The 18,098-nt window shown below is 27.3% G+C and carries 16 protein-coding genes and 1 pseudogene; 6 read left to right on the plus strand and 11 right to left on the minus strand.

The annotated features are described in order from the left end of the window. Positions 1 to 102: 102 nt before the first annotated feature. Entirely contained in the window at positions 103 to 1,479 is a 1,377-nt protein-coding gene (locus tag HRT41_13560) for a PhoH family protein (protein NQY25050.1), read from the plus strand. Between the two features lie 131 nt (positions 1,480 to 1,610). Here the strand turns inward: HRT41_13560 and HRT41_13565 are convergent, their stop codons facing one another. After that, positions 1,611 to 2,228: a DUF479 domain-containing protein gene (locus HRT41_13565; GenBank protein ID NQY25051.1), complete on the minus strand. Its 618-nt coding sequence runs from the start codon at positions 2,226 to 2,228 to the stop codon at positions 1,611 to 1,613. A gap of 109 nt (positions 2,229 to 2,337) precedes the next feature. On the opposite strand from HRT41_13565, the gene HRT41_13570 reads away from it, so the two are divergent. Both HRT41_13570 and HRT41_13575 read left to right on the plus strand, forming a co-directional pair. Next, positions 2,338 to 2,598, plus strand: coding sequence for a hypothetical protein (locus tag HRT41_13570; protein ID NQY25052.1), 261 nt, complete (start codon positions 2,338 to 2,340; stop codon positions 2,596 to 2,598). A gap of 14 nt (positions 2,599 to 2,612) precedes the next feature. Beyond that, the gene (locus HRT41_13575; protein NQY25053.1) at positions 2,613 to 3,689 is read left to right on the plus strand and encodes a YeeE/YedE family protein; all 1,077 of its coding nucleotides are present in this window, start codon (positions 2,613 to 2,615) and stop codon (positions 3,687 to 3,689) included. A gap of 21 nt (positions 3,690 to 3,710) precedes the next feature. On the opposite strand, the gene HRT41_13580 is transcribed toward HRT41_13575, so the two are convergent. After that, positions 3,711 to 4,442, minus strand: coding sequence for an SDR family oxidoreductase (locus HRT41_13580; GenBank protein ID NQY25054.1), 732 nt, complete (start codon positions 4,440 to 4,442; stop codon positions 3,711 to 3,713). Positions 4,443 to 4,462: 20 nt separating this feature from the next. Continuing rightward, on the minus strand, positions 4,463 to 5,212 hold the full coding sequence (locus HRT41_13585) for a metallophosphoesterase family protein (GenBank protein ID NQY25055.1): 750 nt from the start codon (positions 5,210 to 5,212) through the stop codon (positions 4,463 to 4,465). A 185-nt stretch (positions 5,213 to 5,397) separates the two neighbouring features. Here HRT41_13585 and HRT41_13590 point away from each other — a divergent pair, with 185 nt between their 5' ends. Continuing rightward, on the plus strand, positions 5,398 to 6,420 hold the full coding sequence (locus HRT41_13590; protein NQY25056.1) for a sensor domain-containing diguanylate cyclase: 1,023 nt from the start codon (positions 5,398 to 5,400) through the stop codon (positions 6,418 to 6,420). 162 nt (positions 6,421 to 6,582) lie between these two features. Here HRT41_13590 and HRT41_13595 read toward each other — a convergent pair whose 3' ends face one another. Beyond that, positions 6,583 to 8,391: a chemotaxis protein gene (locus HRT41_13595; protein ID NQY25057.1), complete on the minus strand. Its 1,809-nt coding sequence runs from the start codon at positions 8,389 to 8,391 to the stop codon at positions 6,583 to 6,585. Further along, positions 8,302 to 8,607: pseudogene (locus HRT41_13600) on the minus strand (MCP four helix bundle domain-containing protein). The gene HRT41_13595 and the pseudogene HRT41_13600 overlap by 90 nt, the downstream one beginning before the upstream one ends. A gap of 910 nt (positions 8,608 to 9,517) precedes the next feature. Here HRT41_13600 and HRT41_13605 point away from each other — a divergent pair. Then, on the plus strand, positions 9,518 to 11,446 hold the full coding sequence (locus HRT41_13605) for an MCP four helix bundle domain-containing protein (protein NQY25058.1): 1,929 nt from the start codon (positions 9,518 to 9,520) through the stop codon (positions 11,444 to 11,446). A 182-nt stretch (positions 11,447 to 11,628) separates the two neighbouring features. After that, on the plus strand, positions 11,629 to 11,961 hold the full coding sequence (locus HRT41_13610; protein NQY25059.1) for a YnfA family protein: 333 nt from the start codon (positions 11,629 to 11,631) through the stop codon (positions 11,959 to 11,961). A gap of 8 nt (positions 11,962 to 11,969) precedes the next feature. Here HRT41_13610 and HRT41_13615 read toward each other — a convergent pair whose 3' ends face one another. The 6 genes from HRT41_13615 to HRT41_13640 form a co-directional block, all read right to left on the minus strand. After that, entirely contained in the window at positions 11,970 to 13,067 is a 1,098-nt protein-coding gene (locus HRT41_13615; protein ID NQY25060.1) for an HD domain-containing protein, read from the minus strand. Positions 13,068 to 13,082: 15 nt separating this feature from the next. Further along, positions 13,083 to 14,495: a GAF domain-containing sensor histidine kinase gene (locus HRT41_13620; protein NQY25061.1), complete on the minus strand. Its 1,413-nt coding sequence runs from the start codon at positions 14,493 to 14,495 to the stop codon at positions 13,083 to 13,085. A gap of 275 nt (positions 14,496 to 14,770) precedes the next feature. Beyond that, positions 14,771 to 16,387, minus strand: coding sequence for a YcaO-like family protein (locus HRT41_13625; GenBank protein ID NQY25062.1), 1,617 nt, complete (start codon positions 16,385 to 16,387; stop codon positions 14,771 to 14,773). Between the two features lie 97 nt (positions 16,388 to 16,484). Then, the gene (locus HRT41_13630) at positions 16,485 to 16,796 is read right to left on the minus strand and encodes a cupin (GenBank protein NQY25063.1); all 312 of its coding nucleotides are present in this window, start codon (positions 16,794 to 16,796) and stop codon (positions 16,485 to 16,487) included. A gap of 45 nt (positions 16,797 to 16,841) precedes the next feature. Further along, positions 16,842 to 17,312, minus strand: coding sequence for a GNAT family N-acetyltransferase (locus HRT41_13635; protein ID NQY25064.1), 471 nt, complete (start codon positions 17,310 to 17,312; stop codon positions 16,842 to 16,844). Positions 17,313 to 17,333: 21 nt separating this feature from the next. Beyond that, a complete protein-coding gene (locus HRT41_13640) occupies positions 17,334 to 18,026 on the minus strand; it encodes a divalent cation transporter (protein ID NQY25065.1) in 693 nt (230 codons plus the stop codon). Between the last annotated feature and the right edge of the window lie 72 nt (positions 18,027 to 18,098).

Below are 18,098 nucleotides of genomic sequence, written 5' to 3' on the forward strand. Positions count from 1 at the left end.
TATATTTTTCTAAGAAAATAAGATCGAATTAATAGTATCTATTTTTCAAATAAAATTCTACTTTGTAATGAGATTGTAATTATATAGTGCTATACTTTTTCTATGAAAGAAAAAATATATGTCATCGATACAAACATCATTTTACAAAATATCCAAAACCTATACAGAATCTCTGATAATGGTACAAATATTTTAGTCGTACCAGAAACTGTTCTTTTTGAATTAGAAGACAAAAAAAAGTTATCAAGCGAGTTGGGTTATTATTCAAGAGCGTTTGCCAGACTACTGGCAAAAATGAAAACAAAAGAGATTGATCATAAAAAAGGCTTTAAGGTAGTTAAATACTTTAATGATGAACTGGTACTTCATGTAATTGCAAAAGATACATATGAAGAGAACATAGAACAAGTGCATTTAAGTGAATGCAATGATAAACGTATCATTGAAGTTGCTGTTATTGCACAAGAATATTATAAAGGTTCTCAAGTAATATTCTTATCTTTAGATGTATATGCAAGAACCTTTGCACAATTTAAAGCTATAAAAACAGAAACACTTCATGATGATAAATCAACCGTTCCTCGTTTTGAATTTATCAAAAACTTTAATTTGGATTCATCTGTATTTAATACTTTAGATGGCAAAAGAATTAAAGATATAGATAAAGATTATAGTTTACAAAATTTTTCTTATTCTTTTAACAGTGAAGATGGAAACAAAACATATGCTTTAGTACATAATGAAAAAATAGATCTTTTAAAAGAAAATGACTTTAAAGCTTTGAGTGTAAAACCGGTTAATTTAAAACAAAAACTTTTTACAAAAGCCATATTATCAAATGCTTTTGATTTATTAGTAATTGATGCAAAAGCAGGTTCGGGAAAAACATTAATGTCTGTAGTATCGGCAATCAGACTTATTGATTTAGGAATGTATGACAAAATAATCTATGTTAGAAATTCAATTGAATCTTTAGATAAAGGTGCTGATATTGGTTATTTATCTGGGAATGATGAAAAGTTTAGAATTTATAATATGGCATTAAACGATACCCTAGAATTTATCTCAAAAAAACATCTTAAAAAAAGTGAAAACAGAGAAAATAAAGAATCTATTGAATCAAAAATAAATGAACTGACTTCTAAATACTGTATAGAAACCCTATGGCCTGGTGAAGCTAGAGGAAGAACCCTAGGAAATGCTATTGTAATTATGGATGAGTGGCAAAATTCAAGTGAAAAAACCACTCAACTTATTTTATCAAGACTGGATGAAACATGTATGGCAATCGTTATTGGTTCAAACAGACAAATTGATAATATGTATTTAAACAAATATAATAATGGTTTAACATCTTTACTCAAACAAACCAACAATGCTCACGAAGAACTAAATATGTTTGCTATTGAACTGGAAAAAGCAGTGCGTGGAAAATTTGCAGAATTTACAGAACGTATTTTTGAAAAAGGAAATAAATAAACGCTTAATTAATAGTTGGAATTTATTTTTCAAAAAGGATACACTTAACATTTGTAAAACATAAGCATGAAACACCTATTGATATTCAAAAAAAAACTATTAAAAATATTCACTCTTATTAAATTTCAAAACTAAATAGCTTTCCAATGAGAAAGATGTTTAGGGTCTAAATTCTTTTTTACATGCAAACACAAAAGTGGAAAAAACTTCAAAAAATCTTTTTCTAGAACATCAATATTACTGCAAACAGCAGGATAATATGAAGAAGCACTTTCTCTTTTTAATAAGCGTGGAGATAAACGTTTGTCCATACGTAAAAAAGATTTCTCCAGGTCTTCCATACTTTTATATTTACTTAAAAAATCATAAACAATAAGATTAGAAACAAAATCCTTTGCTTTTATAGGAAAAGAACTTTTTCGTAAAGCGGCCTTTTTATAAAAGTCACTAAGATATTCTTCTAAAGAAATAGGTGAAAATACATGCCAGTTTTTTGTTAAAAAATAATCATAAGTCAAATCAATAACAACTGCTTTAAGAAGACCTTTTTCTCTTAGGCATTTTTTACTTTTAGATACTATATCATGTGAATCTGTAAAAGAATCGATTTTTTGATGGGTTTTCATACCCATAATAAGTTCATTACTAGCGCCTATCCAGTATCTTCCTTTCATGGGATCATTTAAGATATTTCCCAATTGAAAGTCTGTTTTTTTTTCTGATAAAAATAAGTGTGCTAACCAATTCATTTAATATCCAAACAATTCTTTTGTATTAAAAGAAGTATACTCTAATCTGATAAACAAAGAATGAAAGCAGATTTTTTTGGTTATAATTAGAAAAAAATAAAGAGAGATTATGAGTAAAGTTAAAGAACTTGAAATACTATTAAAAGAAGACGTTTTAGTAGAAGTAGAAGAAAATATTGAAGAAGCCCTTAATATACTTGATAAAAAAAAGAACAATAAAGAAGCAAAAGAAGAATTAGAATATATGGAAGAAATTCAAGCCTATTTTAATGATGTGATTATAGATATTGACAACAATAAATTAAGCGAAAAAGATGCAGAAGATATTCTTGAAGTTTTAGAAGAAATGAGAATTGAAAATCAAGTTTAAGAAGTAGGAGAAACATGTTAGATTTAGAAACATATCAAATAGTTAACGTTTTGGCTGTATGTATAGGCCTTATTTTTGGCATGATTGCTCAAAAAAAACAATTTTGTTTTTCTGGATCTATCAAAGACTATATTCTAACAAAATCCACAAAACGCGCTTCATCAGTCATCATGGCTATGCTTGTAGCAATTATATCTTCACAAAGTTTGTTTTTTTACTATGATATTGATATTAGTCAAAGTATTTATTACAAAGAAAATATCAATTATTTTGCCATAATTTTTGGCTCTTGTTTATTTGGAGCAGGAATGATGATAGCAGATGGATGTGGGAACAGATCTTTAGTAAAATTTGCCCAAGGTGATAGTAATGCTTTAGTAACCTTGCTGTTTATTGCTATTTTTGCTTATGGTACGAGTAAAGGTTTTTTAAGCGGTTTTTTACGTCCTTTTACTCAAAATGATTATTTAATAGAACTTTCATCTTATATTACAAACATATCATTAAATATATATGCGCTTATATTTGTATTGTTTGTATTACTGGCATTTTTTGTAAGAAAAATCAAACGTATTTTTTCTTTAGCAGATGGTTTTTTCATTGGTTTATTAATTGCTTGTGCTTGGGCTTTAACTGGAATTCTAGGCGAAGAAAGTATGGAAAGACTTATTGATTTACAAGCTATAAGTTTTATTTATCCAAGTGCTCAAAGTTTAGAGCTTTTTATGTTTTATCAAGTAAATGAACTGCAGTTTTCAGTTGCTTTATTATTAGGTGTTGTTTTAGGTTCATTTTTAATGTCATCTGTAAATAAAAAATACAGTTTTGGCTGTACCTCCAATGTCAATATAAATAAAGTAAAATACAATATGATAGGTGGAGCACTTATGGGTACTGGTGGGATATTATCCATTGGATGTACAGTAGGTCAAGGATTAAGTGGTTTATCTACCCTTGCATTTTCATCTTTATTGGCCATTGTTTGTATTTTTATTTCAGGTTTTATAACAGCAAAAATTTTAAACAAGTATAATAAATTACCCATGTGTTTCATATTTGAATGGAACGATACGTCCAATTATCAAATTTAAAAACACCTGCATATTTTTTTATTATAGGGAAGATGTTTTATTATAAACAACTGGCATTTGACCTTGCCATTTGTCCCAAGTATCACTATTAATATGTAAAGTACTCATTAAATGTGCTACATTTATTCGTGAAGTACTTCCTGAATTAAAAATAGCACTTCTAATGGGTGAAGCATATAATTCATACTCACTTTGTTTTATTTCATTAATTAATGCATCCGGCCTTATTATACACCATTGCAAATATTCATTATTTTGTCCAATGATTTTTCTTAAATAATCACTTGCATTTTCATTGTCTTTATGAGGAGGAATTAAATTACGAAGTACAGACATAATGCATTTTTGTGCAAATGAAATTTTTTCATTTAAATCACGATTAGAATTACCAGCAGTATTCATTAAAATAAATTTTCTAATATTTTTTTCTTTTTGTTCCTGAATTACTTCACAGAATCGTTTAGTAATCTCACAAACAAGATTTCTAGGATCAAAATACATTCCTTTTATACTTAAGGTATGGCCTAAACAAGAAAAGACACTTTTCACATCACTAAGAAGTAAAGATATGTCCTCTTTGCTTAAGTCATAAACATTTGTCCTAATTATTTCTACATTTTCATGCTTAATAAAATCATCCTCTAAAAAAGCACCTTTTCTTAATATGATTTTTACTTTAATATTTTGTAATACTAAGAAACTAAGTAATAGTTTTCCAGTAGCTCCACTTGCCCCTAAAATTAATACCGACATTATTTTCCTTTAAGATACGTTTAATCTTCTAAAACCTTAGCATATTCTAAAGCATAGGCCCATGCTTTTTCATCTCTTATATTGGCTTTATTTATAGCTTTTTTATAATCATAAGAAACGCTATGTAAAACAATATTATATTCATTTTTGTTAATGTCAAGAATGATATAAGAAGCTTTTGGACTCAAGTTCTCAATGTTATGTAAACAAGGATTAGAACTTTTAAAGGCTTGAAGACCTATAGAACCAGGATTAATTACAACTTGCCCATTGCTTAAATTAACACATCTGGCTTTGTGTGAATGCCCGCAAAGTACAAATTTAGATTCTACATCATCAATGAGTTTAATAATCTCTTTTTCATTTCTTAAAACTGCTTGCCCAGAACTCACATCTTCTAATAAATATTTAGAATCATCATGTTGTGTTCCATGAGTAAAATAAACATCCTCGTTCAAAAATTTTTCAAAAGGTAAATCTTGAATCCAATACAGCACTTCTTCTTTTAAATCCTCATAAACAAATTTAAGCAAAGAATCATTTTTTAGCTGATCTAACGATGCTTCTAGGATTTTTCTGTCTTCGTCTCCACACACTGTTATAAATTTATGTTTTTGCAATAAATCAAACGTTTCTCGTGGAGCGATTGGCCCATAAAATGAATCTCCAAGATTAATCATATGATCTACATTTTTATTTTCTATGTCTTTTATTATTTCTTCTAATGCATACACATTAGATTTAATATCTGATACAATAGCTATTCTCATTCTTTCCCTTAATCCTAGAATAATAATTTTATGAAAGTATAACAAAAAAGCAGTTTTTCTTTGATTATCTTTTCTGAAATATTCCATAATAAGAATACTTTATTTTTTTAACTTAAAAAATTATTCAGCTCTTTACTTAAATATTCTTTTGTTATAATTAAGTTATTTCTATTCAAAGGATAATTATGAGTTCTTATTATTCTCATTCTTCGCTTAAAGAATCTGAAAAAACCCTTCATTATATTTTGGATACCATAAGTGATGGAGTATGGGATTGGAATGCTTGTACAGGAAGAGTAGAAAGAAGTCCAAGTTGGTATCGTATGCTAAACTATGACATTCATTCAATGAAAAAAGATATTTTCACCTGGGAGAATTTAATTCATCCAGATGATTACGAAAGAGTAATGAAACATTTTGAGTCCTATCTCAATAAAACAATTCTCCAATACCACATCAAATATCGTTGTAAAAAAGCAGATGGTTCTTATTTATGGATTCAAGATACAGCTAAAATTGTTGAAGAAAAAAAAGATGGAACAGTGCTTAGAATGATTGGCTCACATGTCAATATTAATAAAGAGGAAATCTTTTATAAACAAATACAAGAACAAAACAAATCCCTAATAATCAATCAAAGTTCACTTGAGAATATCATAAAAGAAAGAACAAAAGAGCTTGAAAAACTCAATAAAAAACTTGAAAAAAAGATAGAAAAAAGTGAATACAATGCTTTTCATGATGTTTTGACGGGTATCTATAATCGACGTAAGTTTGAAGAATTATTAAATAATGAAATGAACAGAGCCAAACGTTATTCACATCCCTTAAGCCTAATCTTACTTGATATCGATAATTTTAAAAACATCAATGATAAGCTAGGGCATAGAAGAGGAGATAAAGTTCTAAAACATTTGGCCTCTTTATTGCAAAAAAACATTAGAAATATGGATCTTATTGCTAGATGGGGAGGAGACGAGTTTATTTTAGTTTTACCAAATACAGAAAAAAAACAAGCGAAAGAAAAAGCAGACAAGTTAAAGATTTTAATAGAAAATACTCTTAAAATAAAAAACACCCCCATTACTTGTAGTTTTGGAGTCAGTCAATTTGAAAGTGAAGACAGTAAACTTACTCTTTTTGAGCGTACAGATAAAGCCTTGTTTTTGTCCAAAAAAAACAATAGAAATACTGTTACTCTCTTATAAAAAAAGCCTTAATATAATATTATTTATACTTTTTAATAATTTTTTTGTCTTTCTTTATTTTCCATATCTTTTATAACTTCTTCTTTTTCAAATGCATTTGATTTAATAACTGTTTTATATTCTCTAATACTAATCATTTTTTCTTTCCTTAGCCAAGTGTAATTAAGATATTTTTTTTTGATCTAATCCTTCATTATATTTTGATATAGCAATATAAGAGCTTCTTCTTTCATCTTTTGCATAAGCATTAGAGTTACCTGCTCTTCTATCAATAATGCTCTCTTTACCTTTAAAACTTTTAGCATTAATATTTTCAACAATTTTACTAGCAATATCAGAAGACTCAATGGCAATTTCATAACTCTGTCTTGCAGCTTCTGCAATCTTTTGTGTTTGAGTATCTTGCTCAATTACAGCATAATTAATTTGTTCAATTCCAATTTGTTGTTCTTTTGAGGATATTTTTACATTATTAATATATTCAATGGTTTTTGAAATATTTTGGGTTAAAGAACCATAACCTTCAATCATATCATTTGCTATTTTCTTACCATCATTGGTTTTCATATTTGCATTTTCTACTAAGGCTTTAATTTCTTTAGCAGCTTCGGCTGATCTGTTCGCCAAATTTCTTACTTCTTGTGCAACTACAGCAAAACCTTTTCCCGCTTCTCCTGCAGTTGCTGCTTCAACTGCGGCATTAAGACTTAAGATATTTGTTTGAAAAGATATTTGATCAATTACAGAAATTGCGTCATTTATTGCACTTACTTGTGTATTGATTTCTTCCATTGATAGCGTTGTTTTAACTGCCAGTTCTTTTCCCGCTTCAATTGAATTTACTACTTTATTCGCATAATCAGCCATTTTAGAGACAGAGTCTCCATTATGAGAAATAGTTCCAGTAATTTCTTCTAATGCAGCAGATGTTTCTTCCAAAGAAGAAGCTGCTTCAGTAGATGTTTTATCTAAAACATCTACATTTTGTAATAAATTTTTTGAGGCTTTATTTAAGGTTAATCCAATTTGTTTGCTTTCACATAACATTGTAGTAATAGAATCTCCTAAATAATTCACTCCATTGGCTAAAGATAATAATTGATTTTTAACCTTTGAATTATCTACTTTATTCATATAATTATAAGAAGAATATTGTTCTAATATATCTAATACAGAATTGATATTATCTTCCATTTGATTTCCCATTGAATCTAAAACATTTTTTAGTTTCATCAAAGTAGGATTTTCTACACTCATTTTAACTCTTTGACACAAATCACCTTGTTCAAATTCAGATAATACATCAATTGTTTCATCAATAAATTCTCTGTCTTCATCAATGGATTTTTTTGTTTTTTTGATATTTTCATTAACAACTTTTGCCATTAATCCAAATTCATCATTCTTTGTATCATCTAAGAGTTTTACATCGGGGTTAACTCTGTTTAAATAATCAAAAAAAGAAATTAAGCCACTTTGAAAAGAGTCTATTTTAGAGCGTACCGTTTTAACAATAAAATAAGAAGAAAGTAAAGCAATAAACAAAGATAAACTTGCAATTATTTCTATAATTCTTAAGATCTCATGTTCATCTTTTTCTGCTTGAAGTGTTGAATGATCTAAGAGTTCCTCCATTTGTTTCATCAAGATGTGTATGTTTTCATCCATTTCTTTAAGTTCAGAAAGTAAAATATTTTTTTCTGCTTCAATGTTTTTTATATTTCCTATTTCTAAATTATGTTCAAATACTTTTAGTGATGCTTTGAAATGATATTGCTCAACTTCTAGTACTTTTAACTCTTTTAAAAAAAGAGTGTATATTTTTTTGCTTTTTTCATCACTGTTATGATCAATTGCTTTTTGAGATAAATATTCTGCTGTTTTAATTGTATGTTCGGTTCGTTCTTCCAAATCATTTATTTTTTTTTCAATGTTCTTAAAAGTACTACTATTGACATCCTTACTGTGCATAATTAATTCATAAGTTAGAATTTCTTCATTCATTATATCTTGACCAAGTTCTGTAATTAATTTGTTCAAAGGAATTTGATATTCTGCAATTTCCTCTATCTCACTTCCTATTTTCTTAAGACCCAAATAAGCCGAACTTGAAATTATTAACATTCCAAAAATACTAATACACATAGATAAAATTATTTTTGTTGTTAAGTTTACATTTGTTAACATTATCACCCTTTATAATTATTATATTTTTTGTATAAAATAGCAAAATACTGCTTAAATCGATATTAATTATTATTATGATTAGATGATAATTAATACTTACACATGCATGATATTAAGGGATATAATAAAAATTTAAAAGATTATTTACTAATAATTGCAAGAAAATTACGTGAAATATAATATTTATAAACAAAATCAAAGTTTATATTTATTGATAATAAAATTTAGATTTTAAAAATTATTTAATCTAAAAAAGAGGATAGAACATCCTACTTTAAAGAATAATTAATAAAAAAACTCTTATAAATAGTTTTAAACTATCATTAACTAAAACATTTGAAATAAGGTACAAAGCAAGTGCAATGTTACAAAATGCAAAAAAAGCCAAAAAGAAGTTATTTTGAGAGGTAAGGAAAAGATTCATTAACAATAAAAGCCAAAGGTACAATATATATTTGACGCAACACTTAAGCAAGGTGCACCTGCCATAATAGCTGCTCTAAAAACAGTTCCACAAACTGGTACAAGAGTATTTACAATCTTTAATAAAATTGCATTAATATTAGAATGGAAATTTACGCCTAAAAACATATTATTTTAATATTCTAATATTTTGAAGTATGCTAGAAAATATTATTTTTTATTTATTTTCATAAAATTTCATAAAAAATATATTGAAGTAATTTTCATACAACTAAGCTACTGCTTTGCTCTCAACAAAAACACTTAGTCTTATTTATAGTTATAATGAATTTATAAAAAGTTTTAAAATTATTATTTTTATCAATAAAGTCTTGATTTTATGTTATGATATTGTAATTATATAGATTATTAAATGCTTAATTAATAAAAAACAATCTTTTTAAATGATTAATAAATTAATTAATGCTCTAATAAAAAAAGGACATAGATGTTTAAAAATATCAAAATGACAACAAAGTTTGTATTGGTTATAAGTACTTTAATGTTTGGAATGGCAATTATTTCTACTTCTGCTTATTTAGGACTTAGTAAAATAGGAGATGAAATAGAAGAAATCTCTCAATATCAGATTCCTATTAATACACTTATTACAGAATTAGAAAAAGACATTCTGCAAGAAGAAATTCTTACTTATGAATTAATTATTGCCAGCAAAGATGTACACAGTGAAGAATTTAAAAGCTTAAAACATAAAATTACGAAACTTGAAGAAGAAACAGATAAAACGATTAAAGAAGCAGAACATTTGGTTCAAAAAGCCATTAATCACAATACAGATATAAAAACAAAAAACACCTATAAACTATTTTTAAAAGAACTTAAGGTTCTAGAGCATGAACAAACAGCTTTTGAAAAAAGTTTGGCAATTTTTGAAGCAGATTTAGATGCGGGGAATACAGAAAACATCGAACATGAAAAAGAAGTATTGCATCAAGAGTTAGAAGAAATGGATCATAATATTCAAGTATTAATGAAACAAATGGCGGGTCTCTTAGAACATTCAACCCATCAAGCAGAAAAAGATGAGAAAAATATTCTAAAAACCATTGAAATAATTTCAGCTATCACTTTTATCTTATCTATTATTTTATCATTTATTATTGTACGTTCTGTTAAATCCTCCATTAAAAACTTTGAAGAAGGTTTTCTTGGATTTTTCAGATTTATAAATAAAGAAAACAATGAGGTTCAACTCTTAGATGAAAGTTGTGGGGATGAGATGGGAAGAATGGCAAAAATATTAAATGAAAATATTAATAAAACAAGAGCTATGATAAAAAGAGACGATGCCTTTTTAGATGAAGTTGTAGCTGTTGTAGCACAAGTTAAAGAAGGAAAACTAATTCACACCCTAGATAATGAAAGCAGCACACAAAGTCTTGAAACATTAAGAATTAACTTTAATGAAATGATTAAAAGTTTAAACAGTAATATAGCTAATAATGTACATGAAGTCTTGGCTGTTTTAGATAATATTGGGCAACTTGATTTTAGAAATGAAATCAAAAATGACAAGGGTAAAATAAGTATGGCTATTAACAATGTAACCAGACTAATTACAGAAATGTTAATTGATAATAAATCCAATGGTTTAACACTTGATCAAAGCAGTGATATTTTACTTGAAAATGTAAGTACCTTAAATAGAAACTCAAACACAGCAGCAGCAGCGTTGGAAGAAACAGCAGCTGCTTTAGATGAAATCACATCTACTATTTCATCAAACACAGAAAATATTCTAAAAATATCTTCTGTTTCTGAAAAATTAACCATTTCAGCAAATCAAGGAAAACAATTAGCAAATGAAACCACTCAAGCTATGATTGAAATAGATGAACAAGTAAAAGCAATAAGTGATGCCATCTCATTAATTGATCAAATCTCTTTTCAAACCAATATTCTTTCTTTAAATGCAGCTGTTGAAGCAGCAACAGCTGGAGAATCAGGAAAAGGTTTTGCAGTAGTAGCACAAGAAGTAAGAAATCTGGCATCAAGATCGGCAGAAGTTGCAAATGAAATAAAAATTCTGGTTGAAACAGCAAGTAAAAAAGCAAATGAGGGTAAAACAATTGCTTCAAAAATGATTGAAGGTTATACAGGTTTAGATGAAAATATTTCAGAAACAACTTCTCTTATTTCTGATATTAAAAGTGCCAGCCAAGAGCAAAAAAGAGGTATAGAACAAATCAATATTGCAGTTAACTCTTTGGATCAACAAACACAAGAAAATGCAGCAATCGCTAGTAGAACACAAGAAATTGCGATACAAACCGATAAAATTGCAAAATTAATTGTAAAAAATGCAAATGAAAAAGAATTTCATGGAAAAGATGAAGTACAAATAAAAGTAGTATAAAAATTCTTTTTTAAAGAACAGCTTATGAATGCTGTTCTTTTTCTTTAACTTTAATCTGATATTCAAATTATTTAATAATTACAAACAATACTCACCCTTTTATTTGATTTATAAACAAAAATTAACTACTATACCAGTAGTATTTTAATAATTAATATCAATTTTTACAAGGAAATATTTTGATAAAAGAATTTTTTATATTTTTTTTAGCAGCATTTTTTGAGATTTTAGGATGTTACAGTTTTTGGATGGTATTTAAAGAACAAAAACCAACTTTATATTTAAGTATAGGTATTCTTTCTCTTATAACCTTTGCTTATATATTAACTAAAGTGAATTTGGAGTTTGCAGGGCGTGCTTATGTTATATATGGAGGGGTTTATATTATTTCATCACTTGCTTGGTTGTATTTTGTAGAAAAACAATCCTTTAATAAATGGGATATTATAGGAACATTTATAGTATTTGCAGGTGTTTGCGTTATTTTATTAGGCAATCAAAAAAGTTTACCTTAATAAAATAATCAATCTTTAAACGTATCTCTTATTTTTAAAAATTCTGGTAATTTATCAAAGAATATATCCACTAATTTTGGATCAAAATGTTTAGCTCTTTCTTCTTTAAAAAGATTAAATATTCTTTCATCCTCCCAGGCTACTTTATAACACCTGTCGCTACCTAAAGCATCAAATACATCTGCAATTGCTGTTATTCTTCCATAAATATGGATATCTTCACCTTTTAATGCTCTAGGATATCCTGAACCATCGTATTTTTCATGATGTTCATTTGCAACAATTGCTGCAACTTTTAATATTGATTTATCAGATCCTTTTAACATTTCGTATCCAATAGTAGCATGCGTTTTCATAATTTCAAATTCTTCTGCATTAAGTTTTCCTGGTTTATTTAAAATATTATCGGGAATTCCAATTTTTCCTATATCATGCATAGGACTTGCTTGTTTTAAGATTTCTGCTTCATCTTCCTTTAAACCAGAATATAAGGCAAAAAGTTTTGAATATTCAGCAACTCTTTTTACATGCATTCCTGTTTCTTGACTACGTGTCTCAGCAACAGAACCCAATCTAAATATAACTTCTTTTTGAGTATCTACAATTTCATCAATTAAAAATTCAATTTTTTCATTGGCTTCTTTAAGCTGTTTTATATTTTCATAAGCACGTATTGCTGTAATTAAAGAGATTTTTAATTTTTCTGAACTTAGTTCTGTTTTTTCTTTATAATCATTAATTTCATACTGCGTTACTACAGTATAAGGTGGAATATCAGAAGATTGTCCTGTTCTTAGGATAATTTGTATCGAATGATTATTTAGTTCATTTCGAATCTTTTTACAGACCTCTAATCCTGCATCATCTGTTTCCATAATAACATCCAATAAAAGCAATACAACATCAGGGTTTTGTTTTAGAACTTCTATTGTTTCTTTTCCTGTATACGTGCTTATAATTTCTAATTCTTTATTGTCATATTCAAATTTTCTTAAAACATTTTTTGTTAATATATGAACATCTTCTTCATCATCAGCAACTATGATTTTTATTTTTTCTTTTTTTAGTATTTTTGTAACTAAAGGTTCATCTTTAAAAAAATCCATATACTACTCCTTACTTTAAATCTTTATAGTAAATTTTACACCCATATCAACAGTACTATCACATGAAATAGTACCTTTCAACTGACTTGTGACAATATTGTAGATTATATTCAATCCCAAACCACTGCCACCGTTATTTCTGTTTGTCGTAAAAAAAGGATCAAATATTTTGTTTAAATTCTCTTTTTTTATCCCTTTTCCATCATCTGTATATATAATAAGCGTTTTATTATTCTCTTTTTTTAATTGAATAATAATAGTACCAAACTCATCTTTTGTATATCCGTGTTTTAAAGAATTCAAAATAAGATTGGTAAATATTTGAGAAAAAGCCCCAGGGTATGAGTTTAATGATATTTTATCATCATCTTTGACTATAACACTAATATTTGTTTGTTTAAGTACATTATTTATACTAATTAGAATTTCATTTATATACGTATTGAGATTAAATTCACGTTTTTCTTCACTTGTTTGATCAACTGATATTTGTTTAAAACTTTTTATTAAATAATTTGTCTTTTTTAAATTCGAATATATTAAATTTGCAAGCTCTGTAGCATCATTTGAATATTCTTCAAAATCTTTTTTAGTCATTTCTTCATTTTCAAATTTATTCTTGATACTTTTTGTAAGTTCTAAAAAGTGCGTTGAACCAGTAAGCCCTATACCAATGGGAGTATTAATTTCATGAGCAACACCAGCAACTAAACCACCTAAACTTGCCATTTTTAAAGATTCCACCAGTTTATTTTGAGTTGTTTCAAGATTAAAAATAGTATCTTCTAATTTATCATTTAAACGTTCAAGTTCAGACGTTCTTTCAAGTACTTTTTCTTCAAGGGAATGATTTATTTGATGTAATTCTTTTTTATATTCTTTTTCTTTTAAACCCTGCTTGTATTTTTCAATAGCAATTCCAACAATACTTGCTATATCTTCAATAAGTTGAATGTCAAAATCGCTGGGTTCTTTTATTTCATTATAATAAATAGCAAAAGAACCCAAAACTTCGTTATTTGCAGAAAAAAATGGTTGAGACCAACAGGCATAAAGATTAAATCTGGCTGCGAGTTTTTTAGCGTATTTCCAATTATCATGAGTACTAATATCAGAAACAACCACTCTTTGTTTTAAATATACAGCGGCCCCACAAGAACCAACATTTTCACCAATTAACATTTCATCTAACTTATTAGTATATTCATCAGGTAAAGAAGGTGCAGCACCTTTTAAGAGTTTTTTTCCCGTATCATCTAATAAAAGAACAGAACAAAGCATATGAGGATTTCTTCTTTCAACAGAATCTATTATTTTATTTAATATGTCTAAAATAGAATTCTCACTCGAAATATATTTTAATAACTTTTTATAATCATTATAAAGATTTAAATATTGTTTTGAAATATCTTTTTCAGCAACATTCATATCGACCTTTCTAAACACTAATAACAAAAAAAATAAGAATCTTTAAAAGAACTTTGAAGTTTTTTTTAAAATTAGTAACATTTAGATGTTTGTGTTATCTTAGCAAAAAGATATATATATTATATTAAATCAAATTACTAACTATAAAATTATGACAATAATAAGCTTAGAGTTACACTTACGCTAACAATAGAATGAAATTTACATGAGAAACTAAAAGAAGAACAGAAGGGCTAACAATAAAGTATGTTAGTCCTTCTTTGAGAAAATACAGTTTATTTATTTAATTTTTTAATCCATAATCTGTCATATAAATCAAGAATATTTAAATAATCTTGGTGATAAGTAACACTAGTAAAATCTTCATCCCCATTAAATATTCGTGTAGCTTCTTCCACTTTTTCTTTAGTAAATACTTTATTTAAAGCTTCTTCATAATCTTCCCAAGAAGTTTCATTAACATACATTCTTGTTAATTGAGCCAATAAATAAGCCAAAGGAGCAGAAGACATTTCAAATAACTCAATAGCTTCTTCATAATTACCAAGCATTAAATGTAATTGTGCTTTAAAATCACAAATAGTAAAGTTATTTTTAAAAATAACACCAATATATTTTTCTATATTTAAGTTATTATCAAACGATTCCAATTCATCTAAGATTTCTTGTGGATTATAGTCTTTAAAATTCAAAACCATATCTCTAAGATATTTACCAGTATTGGTATTATTATAAATCATATCTTCTAAAGGATAAACTTCTGAAACACCTGGAACAATGATTTGACAAGAATAAAATCCCAAATAATTGTATTCTCTAAGATAAATATCTTTTTTCATAGTTTTTGCAATAGCTAATAAATAATCATACTCTTCATCGGTATTAGACCCAGTGTAAGCCCAAGTAGTATATTCAAAAGTTTTTTTAGCACTTAAAAATTCAAAACCTATTTTACCATTTGAATCGATAAAATGCGATTCAATATTTGAATTGGTTTGAATAAGATCTTTATCAAAACTTGGTTTCTCAAATGTAGATAAGTCACTTAAATCTCTACCTTGCATTAATTCTGTCATCGTTCTTTGAAGCGATACTTCTAAAATTGGATGAGCCCCAAAAGATACGAATAAAGTAGAAGTAAGAGGATTAATCAACGAAATTGCAGTTACTGGAAACTTACCTTCAAAAGAACAATCAATTACTTCAATAATATAACCCAAGTCTTCTAAAGCTTTAATATCTTCATTTAGTTTTGTAAAGTTTTTTAGAACCTCTTTAGGGAATGTTGGTAAAGAATATCCATCTTTAATAATAGCAATTTTTACATAACGTTCAAAGATTTCACTTAAAGACTGTACTTGTGCTTCTTTTGGAGTATTTCCAGTAGCAAGTCCATTACTAACATATAAATTATGTGTTAAGTTAACGGGTAAGTATGCTTCTTTATTTGTACTTAAATTTACAAAAGGCAAAGAAACTACTTTATCAAAATGATCACTGTGATAATCAATAAAATCTTTTGCTTCTAATTCATTGTCTTTATTATAAAACTTAGCCAAATCTTTATCTAAGTATTCTTCATCAAAAGAAAATACTTTTTGATCAGGATAAGCATCTCTATTAGGAATATAAAATTCTATAAAAAAATTGTTTGTTTGTAATCTTTCTATATATTCTCCCATAGCACTTACGATACTAGATTCAGAACAAGTACCTTTACCGTTTGAATAAAGATGTTTAGGTGCATCATTTGAACTTAAGTTCACCGAAAAACAGTTTGTTAAAGGATGTTTTTCTTGTGCAAAAGTTATTTCAGAACCAACGCTTTTTAATGTTTGTGTCATTTTTTCCAATGAATCTTCAAGGGAAGAGTTTTTTGATAATATTTTCATGTTAAACTTTGTGTTTTTTTGTGATTATAGCCAAATTATAGAGTAATTAAGAAAATTTATCTAATGTACGTTCTTTTTAACGTTAAATTAAGCATTTTTATACAGAGTTTTCTTTTTCAATAACCAATATTCTGGCTTCTTTTATAGGATGTGCATAATGTTCTGTTCCAACAGAAGCATAAAAAATATCACCAACATTTAATACACAAAATTTTTCTTTGCCATTTTCTTTATAATACATTTTCACTTGTCCATCTAAAACAACAAATACTTCTTCCCCATCATTTGTATGCCAAATATACGGTTTATTAGTCCAATGCAGTTTCGTTGTAATTCCGTTCATACAGGCTATTTGTTTTGAATCCCAAGCTTTTTTTGGTCTGAAATCTTTACTTTTAATTATTTCCATCTTTGTCCTTCTTATTTTATTTTAAAGAATAAATATTTTTCGTTTTTAAAGTTTCTTAATCAAAGGAAAATCTCCTTCTATCTCACCTACTAATGAAGCTTTTCCATTTTTAATATAACCATTACGTTCATAAAATGATTTGGCAGTTATACTGCTTATAACTCTAACATTAAAGATTTTATGATTAAGTAAGTCTTGTTCCATAGCCTCTAATAATAATTTACCAACACCTTTATACAAGTATTCGGGTAAAACATAATTAAGCAATATTTCACCTGAAATATCAAGCAGACAAAAACCAACTATCTCATTATTTTCATTCATACATATAAAAGAACTTCTATGTGTATGATTAATCCAATACCTTACATTTTTTATAGTTTTATTAGCAAGCCATTCTTCTAATACCTGTTCGTTATACCCATAATCACTCGCACAAACTTCACTAATACTTCTTCGAAGTAACGAACAGATTTTGTTTGCATCTTTGACCTTTGCGCTAAGAATTTCAAACATCATAATTCCTTAATTATTGTTTTAGCCTAATAATTTATGCCCAATAATGCCCAAAAGAAAACCAAAGTTAACTCCAAGTGCAGGGAAATAACTCTTTTTTACCTTGGCCAAAGGTGCAATATCTTGAAAAACCAAATATAATATTCCTCCACTTGCAAATAACATTAAAGAGGACGTAAGTTCAGGCATATCACTTAAATACATATTTCCTAAAAGAGCAGATATTATTCCTAAGAAAGAAAGAAAAAACAAAATAATTAAACATTTTTTTACACTGTAGTGGTTTTTTCGTAAATCCCCATAAGAATTAAAAGCTTCAGGAAAGTTTTGCAGACCAATGAAAATAGCCAATAACAATCCAAGTTTATGATCCGTAGCAAAAACAGCACCTAAAGCAATAGCTTCAGGAATAAAATCAACCAACATAACCAATACTTGAGAAATATTTCCAGCTTTCTTTTCGATATAACGATCTAAAAGAAGAAAAAAGAGTGCGCCACTTAAAAAACTAAGTACTATTGGAAGAATACCCAGTGTTTCAATAGCTTTAGGTACTAATACAAAAGCAACGGCTGCAATTATAATCCCTCCCCCAAAAGCCATAAAGCTGTGAATAAGATTCCTTTTTATAGGACTTTCTTTAAAGTATCTTTCAAACAAAAAAGAAAATACTCCCCCAAAAAAAACAGTAATACCAGAAAAAAATGAATACATTATTATAATTAATAAATCGCTCAATACTAGTCCTAATTATATTTAGGAAATAAAACCAACAATTCAAATTTC

The organism is Campylobacteraceae bacterium, from assembly GCA_013215945.1.
Classification (GTDB): Bacteria; Campylobacterota; Campylobacteria; order Campylobacterales; family Arcobacteraceae; genus NORP36.